This window comes from Ruegeria sp. AM9, assembly GCF_056540565.1.
Window position 1 is genome coordinate 443,624 of sequence record NZ_JBQFWY010000001.1, and the last position, 13,675, is coordinate 457,298.

At 60.2% G+C, this 13,675-nt stretch carries 13 protein-coding genes; 4 read left to right on the forward strand and 9 right to left on the reverse strand.

Annotated features, from left to right (window positions below; translation table 11 throughout):
* Positions 1-2: 2 nt before the first annotated feature.
* Both ribB and ACR0DO_RS02230 read right to left on the reverse strand, forming a co-directional pair.
* Positions 3-1,124 (reverse strand): 3,4-dihydroxy-2-butanone-4-phosphate synthase, encoded by a 1,122-nt coding sequence (ribB, locus tag ACR0DO_RS02225; RefSeq protein ID WP_480556426.1) that lies wholly within the window; start codon positions 1,122-1,124, stop codon positions 3-5.
* Positions 1,125-1,234: 110 nt separating this feature from the next.
* Positions 1,235-1,822, reverse strand: a complete 588-nt coding sequence (locus tag ACR0DO_RS02230; protein WP_480556427.1) for a riboflavin synthase — start codon at positions 1,820-1,822, stop codon at positions 1,235-1,237.
* 137 nt (positions 1,823-1,959) lie between these two features.
* Here ACR0DO_RS02230 and ACR0DO_RS02235 point away from each other — a divergent pair, with 137 nt between their 5' ends.
* The 3 genes from ACR0DO_RS02235 to ACR0DO_RS02245 all read left to right on the forward strand — a co-directional run bounded on the left by ACR0DO_RS02235 (position 1,960) and on the right by ACR0DO_RS02245 (position 6,480).
* Positions 1,960-3,258, forward strand: coding sequence for a capsule biosynthesis protein (locus ACR0DO_RS02235; protein ID WP_480556428.1), 1,299 nt, complete (start codon positions 1,960-1,962; stop codon positions 3,256-3,258).
* 124 nt (positions 3,259-3,382) lie between these two features.
* Positions 3,383-4,480, forward strand: coding sequence for a polysaccharide biosynthesis/export family protein (locus tag ACR0DO_RS02240; protein WP_480556429.1), 1,098 nt, complete (start codon positions 3,383-3,385; stop codon positions 4,478-4,480).
* On the forward strand, positions 4,480-6,480 hold the full coding sequence (locus tag ACR0DO_RS02245) for a capsular polysaccharide biosynthesis protein (protein ID WP_480556431.1): 2,001 nt from the start codon (positions 4,480-4,482) through the stop codon (positions 6,478-6,480). Before ACR0DO_RS02240 ends, ACR0DO_RS02245 begins: the two co-directional genes overlap by 1 nt.
* On the opposite strand, the gene ribD is transcribed toward ACR0DO_RS02245, so the two are convergent.
* The 6 genes from ribD to ACR0DO_RS02275 all read right to left on the reverse strand — a co-directional run bounded on the left by ribD (position 6,477) and on the right by ACR0DO_RS02275 (position 10,065).
* Positions 6,477-7,577 (reverse strand): bifunctional diaminohydroxyphosphoribosylaminopyrimidine deaminase/5-amino-6-(5-phosphoribosylamino)uracil reductase RibD, encoded by a 1,101-nt coding sequence (ribD, locus tag ACR0DO_RS02250; RefSeq protein WP_480556432.1) that lies wholly within the window; start codon positions 7,575-7,577, stop codon positions 6,477-6,479. The genes ACR0DO_RS02245 and ribD overlap by 4 nt on opposite strands.
* Entirely contained in the window at positions 7,574-8,044 is a 471-nt protein-coding gene (gene nrdR / locus ACR0DO_RS02255; RefSeq protein WP_170324479.1) for a transcriptional regulator NrdR, read from the reverse strand. The genes ribD and nrdR overlap by 4 nt, the downstream gene beginning before the upstream one ends.
* A gap of 121 nt (positions 8,045-8,165) precedes the next feature.
* Complete coding sequence (locus ACR0DO_RS02260) at positions 8,166-8,579, reverse strand: secondary thiamine-phosphate synthase enzyme YjbQ (RefSeq protein WP_480556434.1); 414 nt, start codon at positions 8,577-8,579, stop codon at positions 8,166-8,168.
* 19 nt (positions 8,580-8,598) lie between these two features.
* The gene (locus tag ACR0DO_RS02265) at positions 8,599-8,988 is read right to left on the reverse strand and encodes a hypothetical protein (protein WP_480442588.1); all 390 of its coding nucleotides are present in this window, start codon (positions 8,986-8,988) and stop codon (positions 8,599-8,601) included.
* A 90-nt stretch (positions 8,989-9,078) separates the two neighbouring features.
* Complete coding sequence (locus ACR0DO_RS02270) at positions 9,079-9,627, reverse strand: DUF4166 domain-containing protein (RefSeq protein ID WP_480556436.1); 549 nt, start codon at positions 9,625-9,627, stop codon at positions 9,079-9,081.
* Positions 9,628-10,065 carry a thiol-disulfide oxidoreductase DCC family protein gene (locus ACR0DO_RS02275; RefSeq protein WP_480556437.1) on the reverse strand — a complete coding sequence of 146 codons (438 nt, stop codon included), beginning with the start codon at positions 10,063-10,065 and terminating at the stop codon, positions 9,628-9,630.
* A gap of 324 nt (positions 10,066-10,389) precedes the next feature.
* On the opposite strand from ACR0DO_RS02275, the gene ACR0DO_RS02280 reads away from it, so the two are divergent.
* Positions 10,390-11,409, forward strand: a complete 1,020-nt coding sequence (locus tag ACR0DO_RS02280) for a helix-turn-helix domain-containing protein (protein ID WP_480556439.1) — start codon at positions 10,390-10,392, stop codon at positions 11,407-11,409.
* A gap of 185 nt (positions 11,410-11,594) precedes the next feature.
* On the opposite strand, the gene rpoD is transcribed toward ACR0DO_RS02280, so the two are convergent.
* The gene (rpoD, locus tag ACR0DO_RS02285) at positions 11,595-13,583 is read right to left on the reverse strand and encodes an RNA polymerase sigma factor RpoD (protein WP_170441606.1); all 1,989 of its coding nucleotides are present in this window, start codon (positions 13,581-13,583) and stop codon (positions 11,595-11,597) included.
* Positions 13,584-13,675: the final 92 nt, after the last annotated feature.

Below are 13,675 nucleotides of genomic sequence, written 5' to 3' on the forward strand. Positions count from 1 at the left end.
GATCAGTCTTCCTTGAGGATTGAGCGGGTGCCGACGATGGACAGTCCAAACGCGTCGAGCCCCAGATATACGGTTTCAGGCGAGTCGGTCAGCAGCACCAGTTCCTGAATACCCATCTTGGACAGGATCTGCGCGCCCAGGCCAGTTTGCTTGATGGTGCGGGGGCCTTCGTCCTCAGCCGCATAAAGCGAGTTGCGCGGCTGGCGGAACAGGCAGACAACGCCGCGGCCTTCCTCGGCGATCTTTTCCATCGCGCGGGGCAATTCGCGCGAGGATTTAGGGCCAAGGCCCAGAATGTCCGGCGCTTCATGCAGAGCGTGGGTGCGGGTCAGGACCGGCTCGGGCGTCGTAATATCGCCCTTGATCATGACGACGTGCTCGATGCCGTGGGTCTGGTCGGTGAACAGGCGCATCTCCCACTCGCCGCCGTATTCGGACGTCACGGTTTCGCGCGAGGTTTCGACCACCAGATTGTCGTTGCGCGAGCGGTAGGTGATCAGGTCGCTGATCGTGCCGATCTTCATGTCGTGCTCTTTGGCGAATTCCACCAGATCGGGCAGACGCGCCATGGTGCCGTCGGGTTTCATGATCTCACAGATCACGCCCGAGGGGTTCAGCCCGGCCAGACGCGAGATATCCACGGCGGCCTCGGTATGTCCCGCGCGCACCAGAACCCCACCCCGCTTGGCACGCAGAGGGAAGATATGGCCGGGAGTGGCGATATGGGCCATCGTGTTTTGTTCGTTGATCGCAGTCGCGACGGTCAGGGCTCGGTCGGCGGCAGAGATGCCGGTCGACACGCCCTCACGCGCCTCAATCGACACGGTGAACGCGGTTTCGTGGCGGGACGAGTTGTTCACCGCCATCATCGGCAGGCCCAAAGTTTCCACACGCTCAGCGGTCATCGGCAGACAGATCAGCCCACGCCCATGGGTGGCCATGAAATTGATCGCCTCGGCATCGGCGAATTCCGCGGCAATCACCAGATCGCCCTCATTCTCGCGATCTTCGTGGTCGACCAGAATATACATCCGGCCTTTGCGCGCCTCTTCGATGATCTCTTCGATCGGGCTGATCGCGGCGCGCAGTTGCGCTTCGACGGGTCCGGGGGTTTCAAAGCTCATGAGGCAGCCTTTCGCAGAGCATGTTTGAACGGGTGGATAGACCACGACGCGCCCAAAGGCCAGCCCGCAGACGGCAAGGCCCGGTCAGGACGCGACGTTGCTCTGGTGCTTCAGGACATCTCGGCCAGACGCGCGACATAGCGGGCCAGCGTGTCAATCTCAAGGTTCACCTTGTCGCCGACCGAGACATCACCCCAGGTCGTGACCTCTTTGGTATGCGGGATAAAGTTGATCCCGAAGTCGCAGCCATCCACATCGTTGACGGTCAGAGAGGTGCCGTTCAGCGCAACCGATCCCTTGGGCGCGATGAACCGGGCCAGTTCCTTGGGCGCGCGCAGGGTAACGCGCGTGCTGTCGCCTTCGTCCTGAACAGCGACCACTTCGGCCACGCCGTCCACGTGACCCGACACGATATGCCCGCCAAGTTCGTCACCAACCTTCAGGGCGCGTTCAAGGTTTACACGTTTGCCGACCTGCCAGCTGTCCAGATTGGTTTTCGATACCGTCTCGGCGCTGATCTGAACGTCATACCAGTCATCGCCCAGTGCAATGACGGTCAGGCAGACCCCATCGCTGGCAATCGAGGCCCCGATATCGATACCCGCCGTGTCATACTCCGTCTTGATCCGGGCCCGCAGATCGCCCTGTTGATCCAGCTCGGTGACGGTGCCCACATCGGTGACGATCCCTGTAAACATTCCGCTAACCCTTATTCCTGACGTGGTCCAATGTTCCCCGCCGAGGTAAGCCCAACCAGCCTTACGGGCAAGCCCCACCTTGCCGCGAAAACCCGAAACGGGCATAATTTCATCAACAAACGGCCAGAGCAGCATTGATGTCACCCCCCGAAACAAACCTGAAACGCCGTGTCTTCCTGTTTCTGCAGGGGCCGCATGGCCCGTTCTTCAGCGGGCTTGGCAGGATGCTGCGATCCACCGGGGCTGAGGTCTGGCGCGTTGGCTTCAATGCCGGCGATCAGGTCTTCTGGTTCGACAAATCATCCTACATCCCCTTTCGCGACGCACCCGAGCACTGGCCGGACCGGCTGTCGGACCTGATCGACGAACGGGGTGTCACGGATATTGTCCTCTATGGCGATACACGTCCGGTTCATGCCCAAGCCGTGAAGGTCGCAAAGGCCAAGGACGTCACTGTCCATGTCTTCGAGGAAGGCTATTTGCGCCCTTGGTGGGTGACGTATGAGCGGTTCGGTTCGAACGGCAACTCGCGCCTGATGTCGCTGAATGTCGGGCAGATGCAGCAGGCACTGGATCAATCCGCTTTGCAGGTGCCACCGCCGCCGTCCCATTGGGGGGATATGCGGCAGCATATCTTCTACGGTGCGCTGTATCACTGGTTCGTGCTGTTCCTGAACCAGCGCTACCGTAACTTTAGGCGGCACCGAGACTTGCCGGTTTCAAAGGAATTCAGGCTGTATTTCAAACGCTTGGCCCTGATGCCGTTTCATCGAATTCAACGCCGCTGGGCAACGGCAAGGGTGCTGGGCAACGGTCACCCCTACCACTTGGTTCTGTTGCAACTGGGGCATGACAGCTCGGTTCAGGCGCACTCGAATTATTCCTGCATGTCGGACTTTCTAAAGGACGTTTTTCAGGGCTTTGCTGACGGCGCCCCGGCGCATCACCGGCTGGTGATCAAGGAACACCCGCTTGAAAATCACCGCGAGCCCCTGCACCGCCGCGTGCGTCAGTTGGCAAAGGCGCATGGTATCGCGGATCGTGTGCACTATGTGCCCGGCGGAAAGCTCGCAAAGCTTCTGAATGGAGCCAATTCAGCCGTCACGGTCAACTCAACCGCGGGTCAGCAGGTTCTGTGGCGCGGCATCCCTCTGCGCATTTTCGGCAGGTCGGTCTATGACAAGCCCGAGTTCGTGTCACGCCAGCCGCTGGATGCGTTTTTTACCGACCCCATGCCGCCGGACCAAGCGGCCTATCAAAGCTATCGCCAGTTCCTGCTGAAAACCAGCCAACTGCCCGGGGGCTTCTATTCGCACCGAGGTCGGCGGCAATTGCTGCGGGGCGTGGCGGACATGATGCTTGATGCCAAGGACCCCTATCAATCGGTCCTGTCCCACAAAGAGGCGCTGACGCCACAGTTGAACGTGGTTGAGTGAAATCGACCGCTTGGCGCTAGAAGTTGTCGTGCGAACCGGGTAGCCTGCGCCAAACAAAAGACTAAACAAAGACGACTGAGGATAACCGGCAGTGCAGCGCTTTCCAATCCGATGGATACGGGGGATGTCCCTTGTGGCCGTAATTGGCCTGTTGGCCGCGTGCCAGCTTCCCAAAGCGGGTCCCAACAAATCCGAAATTCTGTCGGGTTCGACCGCGAATGGCGGCAATGCCTTTGTGGTCGAGGTCGACGACCGGGTTGCACGCGCGACGTCAGCTGTCCCAAAATACGGGTTTTCTGCCGCCTTCAGCAGCGCGCCGAACCTGACCGCCGACACGGTGCGGGCCGGCGACGTTCTGGGCCTGACGATCTGGGAAAACGTCGATGATGGCCTGCTGTCAGGCGAACTCAGCGCAGCCACCGCGCTTGAGCAGGTACAGGTGGACAGCGACGGTTTCATCTTTGTGCCTTATGCCGGACGCATCCGTGCCGCTGGCAACACGCCCGAGCAACTGCGCCAGTTGATCACCAGCAAATTGCAGGACCAGACCCCCGACCCACAAGTCGAAGTGCGCCGCACCGCAGGCAACGGGTCAACTGTTTCGCTGTCTGGGGAAATCGGTGCACCCGGCGTTTATCCGATCGAACGACCCAGCAGAACCTTGCTTGGAATGCTTTCTCAAGCTGGAGGGGTCGCCGTTGGTTCGGACATCGCGCTTGTGACACTGATCCGCGGCAACGATCGCGGAACCGTCTGGTATGACGATCTGTTCCAAAACCCCAAGCTGGACGTCGCGCTGCGCGGCGGTGATCGCATTCTGGTCGAGGCGGACAGCAGATCCTACATCGCACTGGGTGCCACCGGCCAATCCCGCGTGGCATTCGACACGCAAGACCTTTCCGCGCTTGAGGCTCTGGCGCAGGTGGGCGGGCTGCAATCGCTGTCCTCGGACCCGACCGGTATCTTCATTCTGCGCAGGGAACGGCAGGACATCGCCCGCTCGGTCATGGGCCGTCAGGACTTGCAGGGCGACCAACGCATGATCTACCTGCTGAACCTCACCGCCCCCAACGGGTTGTTCATTGCCCGCGATTTCGTCATTCGGGACGATGACACAATTTACGTCACCGAAGCGCCATATGCACAGTGGAGCAAGTCGATCTCTCTGATCGCGGGTGGCCTGACGCCGCTTGCAAATGTCACCACACTGACGGGCGGCTGATGCAATCCGACGCAACAGCCGGGATTCAGCGTACCCGGCTGTATGTCTATAACGGCGGCTTCCTGACCCAGCGCCGCATCCGGCGCATCCTCAACCTCTCTGGTTATGACATTCGTCTTGGCCTTCCCAGCGAAGGCGATGTCGTCGGCGTTTGGGGCAACAGCCCGACGGCCCATCGCGGCGAAAACATCGCCACCGGACGCAATGCCCCAATCCTGCGGGTCGAGGATGCTTTTTTGCGTTCGCTGCATCCGGGGCGGGCTGGAGAACCCCCGCTGGGCCTGCTGCTCGACCGGTCAGGCATGCATTTCGACCCGGCGCGGCCCTCAGATCTTGAGACTTTGCTGGCCACCCATCCGCTGGACGATACCGCGCTGCTGAACCGGGCCAGATATGGCATCAAACGGGTGCGCGAACTGCACCTGAGCAAGTATTCAGCCGTCGACCCTATCCTGCCGCCACCCGACCCCGGCTATGTTCTGGTGGTCGATCAGGCGCATGACGACGCCTCGGTGATTGCCAGCAAGGGCAACCACGCGCGGTTTCGCGAGATGCTGGTCATGGCGCAAGAGGAAAACCCCGGCGCCCGCATTCTGATCAAGACGCATCCGGAAACCGTCGCCGGGCACCGAGGCGGATATTTCTCGGAACAGGACCTGTCCGACAGGGTCTCGATCATCGACACGCCCGTCAGTCCCTGGACCTTGCTTGAGGGTGCGACGGGCGTCTACACCCTGTCCTCGCAATTCGGGTTCGAGGCCATCATGGCCGGGCACAAACCGCGTGTCTTTGGCCAGCCTTTTTATGCTGGCTGGGGCCTGACACAGGACGAAGAACACTTTCCACGCCGCCAGCGCAATCTGACCCGGCCACAGTTGTTTGCGGCGACGATGATCCTCTATCCCACATGGTATGACCCGTGCGGGGACCGGCTGTGCGAACTGGAAACCGTTCTGGACACGCTCGAGGCACAAACGCGGGCGTGGCGGCAGGATCACAAGGGGTGGACCGCGTCCGGAATGCGCCTGTGGAAACGCAAGCACCTGCAACAGATGTTCGGGCGCGAGAAAAAGATCAGGTTCACGTCTGAACCGCCAGAGGCGTCCGACCGCCCGCATATGGTCTGGGCCAGCCATTCTCGTGGGGCCGAAGACGCCATCAGGATCGAGGATGGTTTTCTGCGGTCTAGAGGGTTGGGCGCCAGTCTGGTGCCGCCCCTGTCGCTGGCAACTGATGATCTGGGCATCTATTACGACCCGACACATCCCAGCAGGCTGGAAGAGCTGATCGCCACGCGCGAGACCCTGCGTCCGGATCAGGAAATGCGAGCCGAACGTCTGGTGGCGCAGATCCTTGCGGGCCAGCTCAGCAAATACAACACCGGCGGCGAAGCCCCTGATCTGCCCGAGGGGCACCGCATACTGGTGCCAGGTCAGGTTCACGACGACGCCTCGATCCTGTTGGGCACCACCACGGTGCGCACCAATACCGACCTGCTGCGCGCAGCGCGCGAGGCGAACCCGAATGCGATCCTGATCTACAAGCCTCATCCCGATGTCGAAGCCGGGTTGCGCGACGGAGAGATCGAAGACGAAGGCCTTGCCGACGTGATCGCCAGCAACACCGATCCGGCCACCTTGCTGTTGCAGGTACAGGAGGTCTGGACCATGACCTCTCTGCTAGGGTTTGAGGCCCTGTTGCGCGGGGTGGGCGTCACCACGCTTGGCGCGCCTTTCTATGCTGGCTGGGGCCTGACGCAGGATCTGGGAACAATTCCGGTGCGGCGGGGTGCGCGACCGTCAATGCTGGGGTTGGTTTATGCCGCCCTGATCGACTATCCGCGCTATCTGGACCCGGTTACCGGACTACCATGCCCCGTCGAGGTCGCAGTGCAACGCCTGACCGAAGGGTATGAGCGTAAAGGCGGCCCGCCCTTAAGGCTGTTATCTAAACTACAGGGCGCGTTTGCCACGCAGGCGCATCTGTGGCGCCGCCGCTAGCGCAGCGACCGCGCCCAACGGTGCAGAACGTCCGGCCCAATGGCGCGGGCTTCGATCAACTCGAACCGCGGCGCCGCGTCCAGCGTTTCCAACCCGAGCGATCCGATGGCCGACAGCCCCTCGGCCCCGATCGTCAGACCTGCGCTGAAGCCTACCAGTTCATCCACAAGATCATCGGCCAACAAGGACGCGGCGAGCGCCGATCCACCTTCGCAGAACACCCGCGTCAGCCCTGCCTGTCCCAGTTGCTGCAACAAGTCGGCAGCATCGATATGATGTTCCTGCAGGGCGCAGGGGATCAGACGTGCGCCCAACCCTTGCCAGGCGCGGGCGCGCTCGGGATCCGGGGACGGGCCATGACACAGCCAGACCGGTATCTGCGACGCCGTGCGGGCCAGGTGCCCCATCAGCGGGATGTCCAGGTGGCGTGAAACGACGACCCGTACCGGCTGCGCCTCGATCCCCAGATCGCGGACCGTCAGCGACGGGTCATCCGCCCGCGCTGTCCCGGCCCCAACCATCACTGCATCATGACGTGCACGCATCGCGTGGACCGCCCGTCGCGCCTTTGGCCCGGTGATCCACTGGCTGTGACCGCTCGAAGTCGCGATGCGCCCGTCGAAGCTGCTGGCCAGTTTGAGCGTCACAAATGGCCGCCCCTGTTCCGTCTTCAGAAAGAACCCAGCGTGGTCCCGCGCGGCCTGCTCGGCCAGAACACCGGTGGTGACCTCGACCCCGGCCTCGCGCAGCATGGCAAAGCCCTGCCCCGCCACGCGCGGATCACTGTCTTCGATTGCCGAAACGACACGCGACACTCCGGCCTTGATAAGCGCCTCGGCACAAGGGGGTGTCTGGCCGTGATGGGAACAGGGCTCCAACGAGATATAAGCGGTCGCCCCGCGCGCAGCCTCACCAGCCTGTGCCAGCGCCTGAGTTTCGCCATGCGGGCGGCCACCGGGTTGTGTCCAGCCGCGCCCCACGATCCGACCGTCGCGCACGATTACGCAGCCCACAGCCGGGTTGGGCCAACACGTGCCCTGACCGCGCTGACCCAATGACAAGGCCAGCGCCATATATCGCTTATCAGTTTCGCTCACTCGTCCGTCGAAGGCTGCGGCGGTCGCAGTTCGTGGACAAACTCCTCGAAATCATCGGCCGCCTGGAAATTCTTATATACGCTTGCAAAGCGAACATAAGCCACGGTGTCGATCCGCGCCAGAGCTTCCATGACGATCTCGCCGATCTTGCTGGAGGGGATGTCGGTCTCACCCATGCTTTCCAGACGCCGAACGATGCCAGAGATCATCTGGTCGATCCGATCCGGCTCAATCGGGCGTTTCTGCATCGAAATCCGGATCGAGCGTTCCAGCTTGTCCCGGTCGAAATCCTCGCGTTTTCCATTGGTTTTGATCACCACCAGATCGCGCAGCTGCACGCGTTCATAGGTGGTGAACCGCCCCCCACATGCGGGACAAAACCGGCGTCGGCGGATCGCAACATGATCCTCTGCCGGGCGTGAATCTTTGACCTGAGTGTCGATATTTCCGCAAAACGGGCAGCGCATCCGCCGTCTCCTCGTCCCTTGTTCGGCCTCTTTTTGTAAGCAATGCCGCTTACTTATCCACAACTATAGGGTAGCCGCTAGGATTTGGGTAGTCGGAATTTATCACCGCTATATCGTGAATCTACGCGAAATGCGCCGCAACCTTTCGATGGTGCGGCGCGGCGCGATGTTCGAACAGGTAAACCCCCTGCCACGTACCCAAAACCGGTCGCCCGGACGCAACCGGGATCGTCAGCGACACCGGCAAAAGCGCGGCTTTGATATGGGCAGGCATATCGTCCGGGCCTTCATAAGTGTGGCGCAGATACGCCATCGCCGGATGATCCGACGGCGGTACAAGCCGGTCGAAAAAGGCGTGTAGATCCGTCTGCACTTCGGGATCTGCGTTTTCCTGAATGACCAGAGAACAAGAGGTGTGCCGCACGAACAGGGTCAGCAACCCATGACCCCCAACCGAACTCAGCCACCGATGCACGTCCGGGGTAAATTCGTAAAGGCCCGGACCCCGCGTCGAAATCGTAAACTCGGTCTGCATCAGGCGGCCAGCCCCCCTATCAGCGATCGAAGGGGCGCACGTTGCACCGGCCATTGGCAGCCGAAACGGACATGCTGTACCCCGGCTGGAACCCTGCCGAGAAGATACCACTGCTTTGCTGCGAAGCCCCGCCGGGCGGAGTGAGCGAGAACTGCACCGCCGTTTTGCGGCCTGTCGCCTCGCTGGGGCCGTATCCGCGTTTGACATAGATACGCTGCTGCCAGCCTGCCCCTAAGGTTCTGCGCGCAAAATCAGCCGCGGCACACCAATACCCGTCCACGTCGGTGCGCCCTCTGGGGATCACTTCAAATTCCGTGCTGCTTAGCGCAACCGTCTGGTACCCCAGGCGACCGTTGAAGGCCGAGGCCGGAGTACTCAGTACAAGCGCTGCAAATACTGCGTAAGTCATGACCTTTTTCATAATCATACTCTTTCCTGTTTCGAGGTAGGTATTGACCTAGCTTACTTTAAAATCAGACAAAGCCGCTTCACGATGAATTCAGTCCGGACGCTGCGGTTCGTGAACCGGCGCCAGCCAGCCGCGATACCGGATCAGCAGTCCCAACACCGGCATATCAGCCGACACGTCAAAACAAAAATGCCCTGTTTCGTCCTGCCATTCCACGGTTGAAGAGCGCGGCAGCAAAAAGGCGGGACAGCGCAGACCCAACACGCTGAGACGTCGGATGTGGATCAGCAGGCAACCGTCAGAGATTTCGGGCACCAGCCAAAAGGACAACCACCCCATTTGTTCACGAACACATGCAGCACCGTGATCAAAAGTCAGACGGGACCGCGTGATGTGACCGTCAAAATCCCGTGTCCATCGCCACTCATGCCCGTCCCGTTCGATTCTGATCTGCACCGGAATGTCTTCGGCATCGCGGGGAAAACGCCCAAGACGCAAGGCCAGCGCAACCAGCCACCCCCTGCCCCCAACAATGCTGCACCGTCCAGCGTACCGGCCCGGCGCCTCGTGCAGGCGCCGTATGGCCGCGGGCACGTCAGCCCCGGCAGGCAGGGATTGCAGGAAGGGATCGGGATGCACTCAGAACCCCTCGGGCAGGAACCGCGCACGCAGCGCGGGGTCCGGGACCATACAGGTCTTCGTGCGCCCGAAGATCTTGTATCTGTTGCGCGCAATCGAGTGATAAAGCGGGTCCTTGATCCATCCGGGCAGGAACCGACACAGGGACAGAACCGGCCAGCCCCCCGGCAAGTTCTTCATCGCGGCGGCAAAAGCATCCAGACGTTGATGCACTCTGCCATTCACGATGACCAGATTGGTTTCGAAATCCTGCGTTGGCAGGCCAAGCTCGCGGTATAGCCGTTGGCCTAGTGGCGATTGCGCCGTTGCGAACCTGAAGCGCTGCGCTTTGTCCCGCGCCAGCATAAAGTGAAAGAACCCCGAGCACAGGACACATTCCCTATCAAATACAATGGCATCCTGCATGTCCTTGAGGTTTGCAAAAACAGGGGTCGGCATGTCTTTCGGGTCCGATGGCTCTCGGGCTCAACCCTTTCACCCCGACCCTGGCCGGACAATGCGACAAGAGGACATCCGGCCAATCGCAGATCGAAAGAACGTGCCGGGGAGCCACCGGTCGGGGGGTGGTCCAGGGCTCTGCCTCCCATCCCCGGCAAGGCGCTGACCCGACAACAGACCAAAAATAATGAATATCCACCCAAGGGTCTTGTTTTCATGCGCCAAAACCTTTCGAATTCCAGACAACAGACATTTGCTTTGGACAGAGGCCGCGCATCCCGTCGCTTTGGCGCGTGAGTGCATTGAAATACGGTGGAAAATGTCATGGAAGTTGATATCGCCCGCATCCAGCTGCTAACCCAAGCGCTTGATAAAAGAACGAATGGCACCGAAGTGTCAGACCACATCCTTGAAAAATGCAACCTGACCCGGGAAACCATCGCTCCGCCGGCAACCGCCTATACCGCCCAGCAGGAAGCCATGTTCGTACGCTATGCCTGCGACGCGTTGGGGGACATCACCTTTGCGGCTCAGACAGGGCTGCAGTTCAAATCCGCCTCAAGCCTGACTGCCTATATCAGCAAATACTCGCGGGACCTGCGGCAGGTGATGGAGAATACATCCCGGTTTCACAAGATCATTGACCCTGCGTTGATGTTCAGCCTCCGGCTTGCCGGAAATTTCGCCACCATCGAGGCCGATTGGAAAGACGCCAGTTTTGCCCGGTACCACCGCAGGACCGAGTTCCTGCTGTTCACCGGGTTGGCCCGGATGCGCGCCTTGACGCAAACAAATTTCTTTCCGATCGAAATCAGGTTTCAGCACGAGGTAGGCGACAAAAAGGAAAACTTTCAAAAGCTTGCGGGGTGTCCCGTTGTTTTCGGTGCCGAACGGCTTGAGATCGCAGTCGCACCTTCGGCGCTGGATTTGCCGGTTCCGACTTATGACCCGAACCTGCGAGCGCATCTTCTGGAATACGGAGAACGCGTATTGGCCGAGCGGCGTTCACCCAAGCAAAAGCTGCGCGCGCAGGTCGAAGGGCTGATCACCCGGTCCCTGCCCGGCACGGTCATCAATGCCGACGAAGCCGCTGCCAATCTAGGGATGAGCCCACGCACCTTTGCCCGGCGACTCAAAGATGAGGGGGTGAGCTATCGCGATATCGTCGATGATCTGCGCTGCGATCTGGCGCAGACCTTCATCACCAACGGGATGCCCCTGTCCGAGATCGCCTTTTCGCTGGGCTATTCGGATCAGCCCGCATTTTCGACCGCCTTCAAGCGCTGGACCGGCCAGGCCCCCAGCGCCTTTCGCGGCCGTCTGGATTTTCCGAAAAGCCCCTAAAGCGAGTGGCCGGGGGTCATCGGCGTTGCCACCTCACCCCGGCCTGTCCCATGAGTGGACACAAAGGATATAAAGACGTCTTGAGTCTGAGACTTGTGAGTTGCCGCCAAATTGATCGTTGAACTGGTCAACCTGAAGAGACCGGTCGTAAGAAAAAAGGCGCCTCATCTGAGGCGCCTTTGACTTTACTGATCCAGGAAGGATCGCAGCTTTCGCGATCGGCTGGGGTGCTTGAGCTTGCGCAGCGCCTTCGCCTCGATCTGACGGATACGTTCGCGGGTCACGCTGAACTGCTGGCCGACCTCCTCCAGCGTATGGTCGGTATTCATGCCAATGCCGAACCGCATCCGCAAAACCCGCTCCTCACGCGGGGTGAGCGAAGCCAGAACGCGCGTCGTGGTTTCCTTGAGGTTTTCCTGAATGGCACTGTCCAGCGGCAGCACGGCATTCTTGTCCTCGATGAAATCGCCCAGCTGGCTGTCTTCCTCGTCGCCAATCGGCGTTTCCAGAGAGATCGGCTCTTTGGCGATTTTCATCACCTTGCGAACCTTCTCAAGCGGCATCTGCAGCTTTTCGGCCAGTTCTTCCGGCGTCGGCTCGCGGCCGATCTCGTGCAGCATCTGGCGACCGGTCCGGACCAGCTTGTTGATCGTTTCGATCATGTGAACCGGGATACGGATCGTGCGCGCCTGATCCGCGATCGAGCGCGTGATCGCCTGACGGATCCACCACGTTGCATAGGTCGAGAACTTGTAGCCGCGGCGATATTCGAACTTGTCGACCGCCTTCATCAGGCCGATGTTACCTTCCTGAATAAGATCAAGGAATTGCAGGCCACGGTTCGTGTACTTTTTGGCGATCGAGATCACCAGACGCAGGTTGGCCTCGACCATTTCCTTCTTGGCCTGCCGCGCCTCTTTCTCGCCCTTCTGAACCTGCTGAACGATGCGGCGGAATTCGCTGATGTCCAGACCGACATATTGACCGACCTGAGCCATGTCGTTGCGCAGTTCCTCAACCTTGGCGGTCGAGCGTTCGATGAACATCTGCCAGCCCCGGCCCGGCTTTTCAGCCATTTCGGCCAACCAGTTCGGGTCCAGTTCGCGACCACGATAGGCGTCAATGAACTCACGACGGTTGATCCGAGCCTGGTCGGCCAGTTTCACCATCGCGCTGTCCAGCGACATGATGCGACGGTTGATGCCATAAAGCTGGTCGATCAACGCCTCGATCCGGTTGTTGTGCAGGTGCAGCCCGTTCACCAGTTCGACAATCTCAGCGCGCAGCTTCTGATAGGTCTCTTCGTCCTTTTCGCTGAACGATCCATCCTCGTTCAGCGTGGCCGAGATCCGGCTGTCCTGCATTTCCGACAACATCGAGAAGTCGGTCGAGATACGTTCCAGCGTGGTCAGAACCTGATCTTTCAGGGCCGCTTCCATCGCAGCCAGCGACATGTTGGCCTGATCGTCGTCGTCATCATCATCGTCATTGGCAATCGGATTGCCATCGGCGTCCAGCTCCGGGCCGGTTTCCTTAGCAGGCTTGGACGCCTGCACCGCCGAAGTGTCGACAACAGGTTCTTCGACATCGCCGTCTTCGTCCATCTGGTTGCCAAAGGTGGCCTCCAGATCGATGACGTCGCGCAGCAGAATATCTTCGGACAGCAATTCGTCGTGCCAGATGGTGATCGCCTGGAAGGTCAGCGGGCTTTCGCACAGACCGGCGATCATGGTGTTGCGACCGGCCTCGATCCGCTTTGCGATGGCGATCTCGCCCTCGCGGCTCAGCAGTTCAACCGAACCCATCTCGCGCAGATACATGCGGACCGGGTCGTCGGTGCGATCCAGCTTTTCGGTGGCGGCCCCGGCCAACGCAACCTCGCGATTGCTATCGGTGGTGGTCAGTTCGGTCGAGCCTTTATTCTCTTCCTCTTCAGCCTCTTCATCTTCGATGATGTTGATGCCCATCTCGGACAGCATCGACATAACGTCTTCGATCTGTTCCGAGCTGACCTGATCCGGCGGCAGAACCTGATTGAGCTGGTCGTAGGTGATATACCCTTTCTCACGGGCCTCGGCGATCATCTTCTTGACCTGGGCCTGGCTCATGTCCAGCGAGATTTCCTGTTCCTGCTCGTCGGATTTGCGATCTTCGGTCGTGTCTTTGGCGGCCATTCAATGCTCCTGCAGGGATGGGTGATTCGTTTGTACCGAATCATTAGCGCGTAGAAGTGATTCGGCCACCCGTTTACCTGTTTTTCTTTTCC

Bases quoted from the DNA above. Each gene is read 5' to 3' on its own strand.
- ribB (WP_480556426.1), bottom strand. From the start codon at position 1,124: ATGAGCTTTGAAACCCCCGGACCCGTCGAAGCGCAACTGCGCGCCGCG.
- ACR0DO_RS02230 (WP_480556427.1), bottom strand. From the start codon at position 1,822: ATGTTTACAGGGATCGTCACCGATGTGGGCACCGTCACCGAGCTGGAT.
- ACR0DO_RS02235 (WP_480556428.1), top strand. From the start codon at position 1,960: ATGTCACCCCCCGAAACAAACCTGAAACGCCGTGTCTTCCTGTTTCTG.
- ACR0DO_RS02240 (WP_480556429.1), top strand. From the start codon at position 3,383: ATGTCCCTTGTGGCCGTAATTGGCCTGTTGGCCGCGTGCCAGCTTCCC.
- ACR0DO_RS02245 (WP_480556431.1), top strand. From the start codon at position 4,480: ATGCAATCCGACGCAACAGCCGGGATTCAGCGTACCCGGCTGTATGTC.
- nrdR (WP_170324479.1), bottom strand. From the start codon at position 8,044: ATGCGCTGCCCGTTTTGCGGAAATATCGACACTCAGGTCAAAGATTCA.
- ACR0DO_RS02260 (WP_480556434.1), bottom strand. From the start codon at position 8,579: ATGCAGACCGAGTTTACGATTTCGACGCGGGGTCCGGGCCTTTACGAA.
- ACR0DO_RS02265 (WP_480442588.1), bottom strand. From the start codon at position 8,988: ATGACTTACGCAGTATTTGCAGCGCTTGTACTGAGTACTCCGGCCTCG.
- ACR0DO_RS02275 (WP_480556437.1), bottom strand. From the start codon at position 10,065: ATGCCGACCCCTGTTTTTGCAAACCTCAAGGACATGCAGGATGCCATT.
- ACR0DO_RS02280 (WP_480556439.1), top strand. From the start codon at position 10,390: ATGGAAGTTGATATCGCCCGCATCCAGCTGCTAACCCAAGCGCTTGAT.
- rpoD (WP_170441606.1), bottom strand. From the start codon at position 13,583: ATGGCCGCCAAAGACACGACCGAAGATCGCAAATCCGACGAGCAGGAA.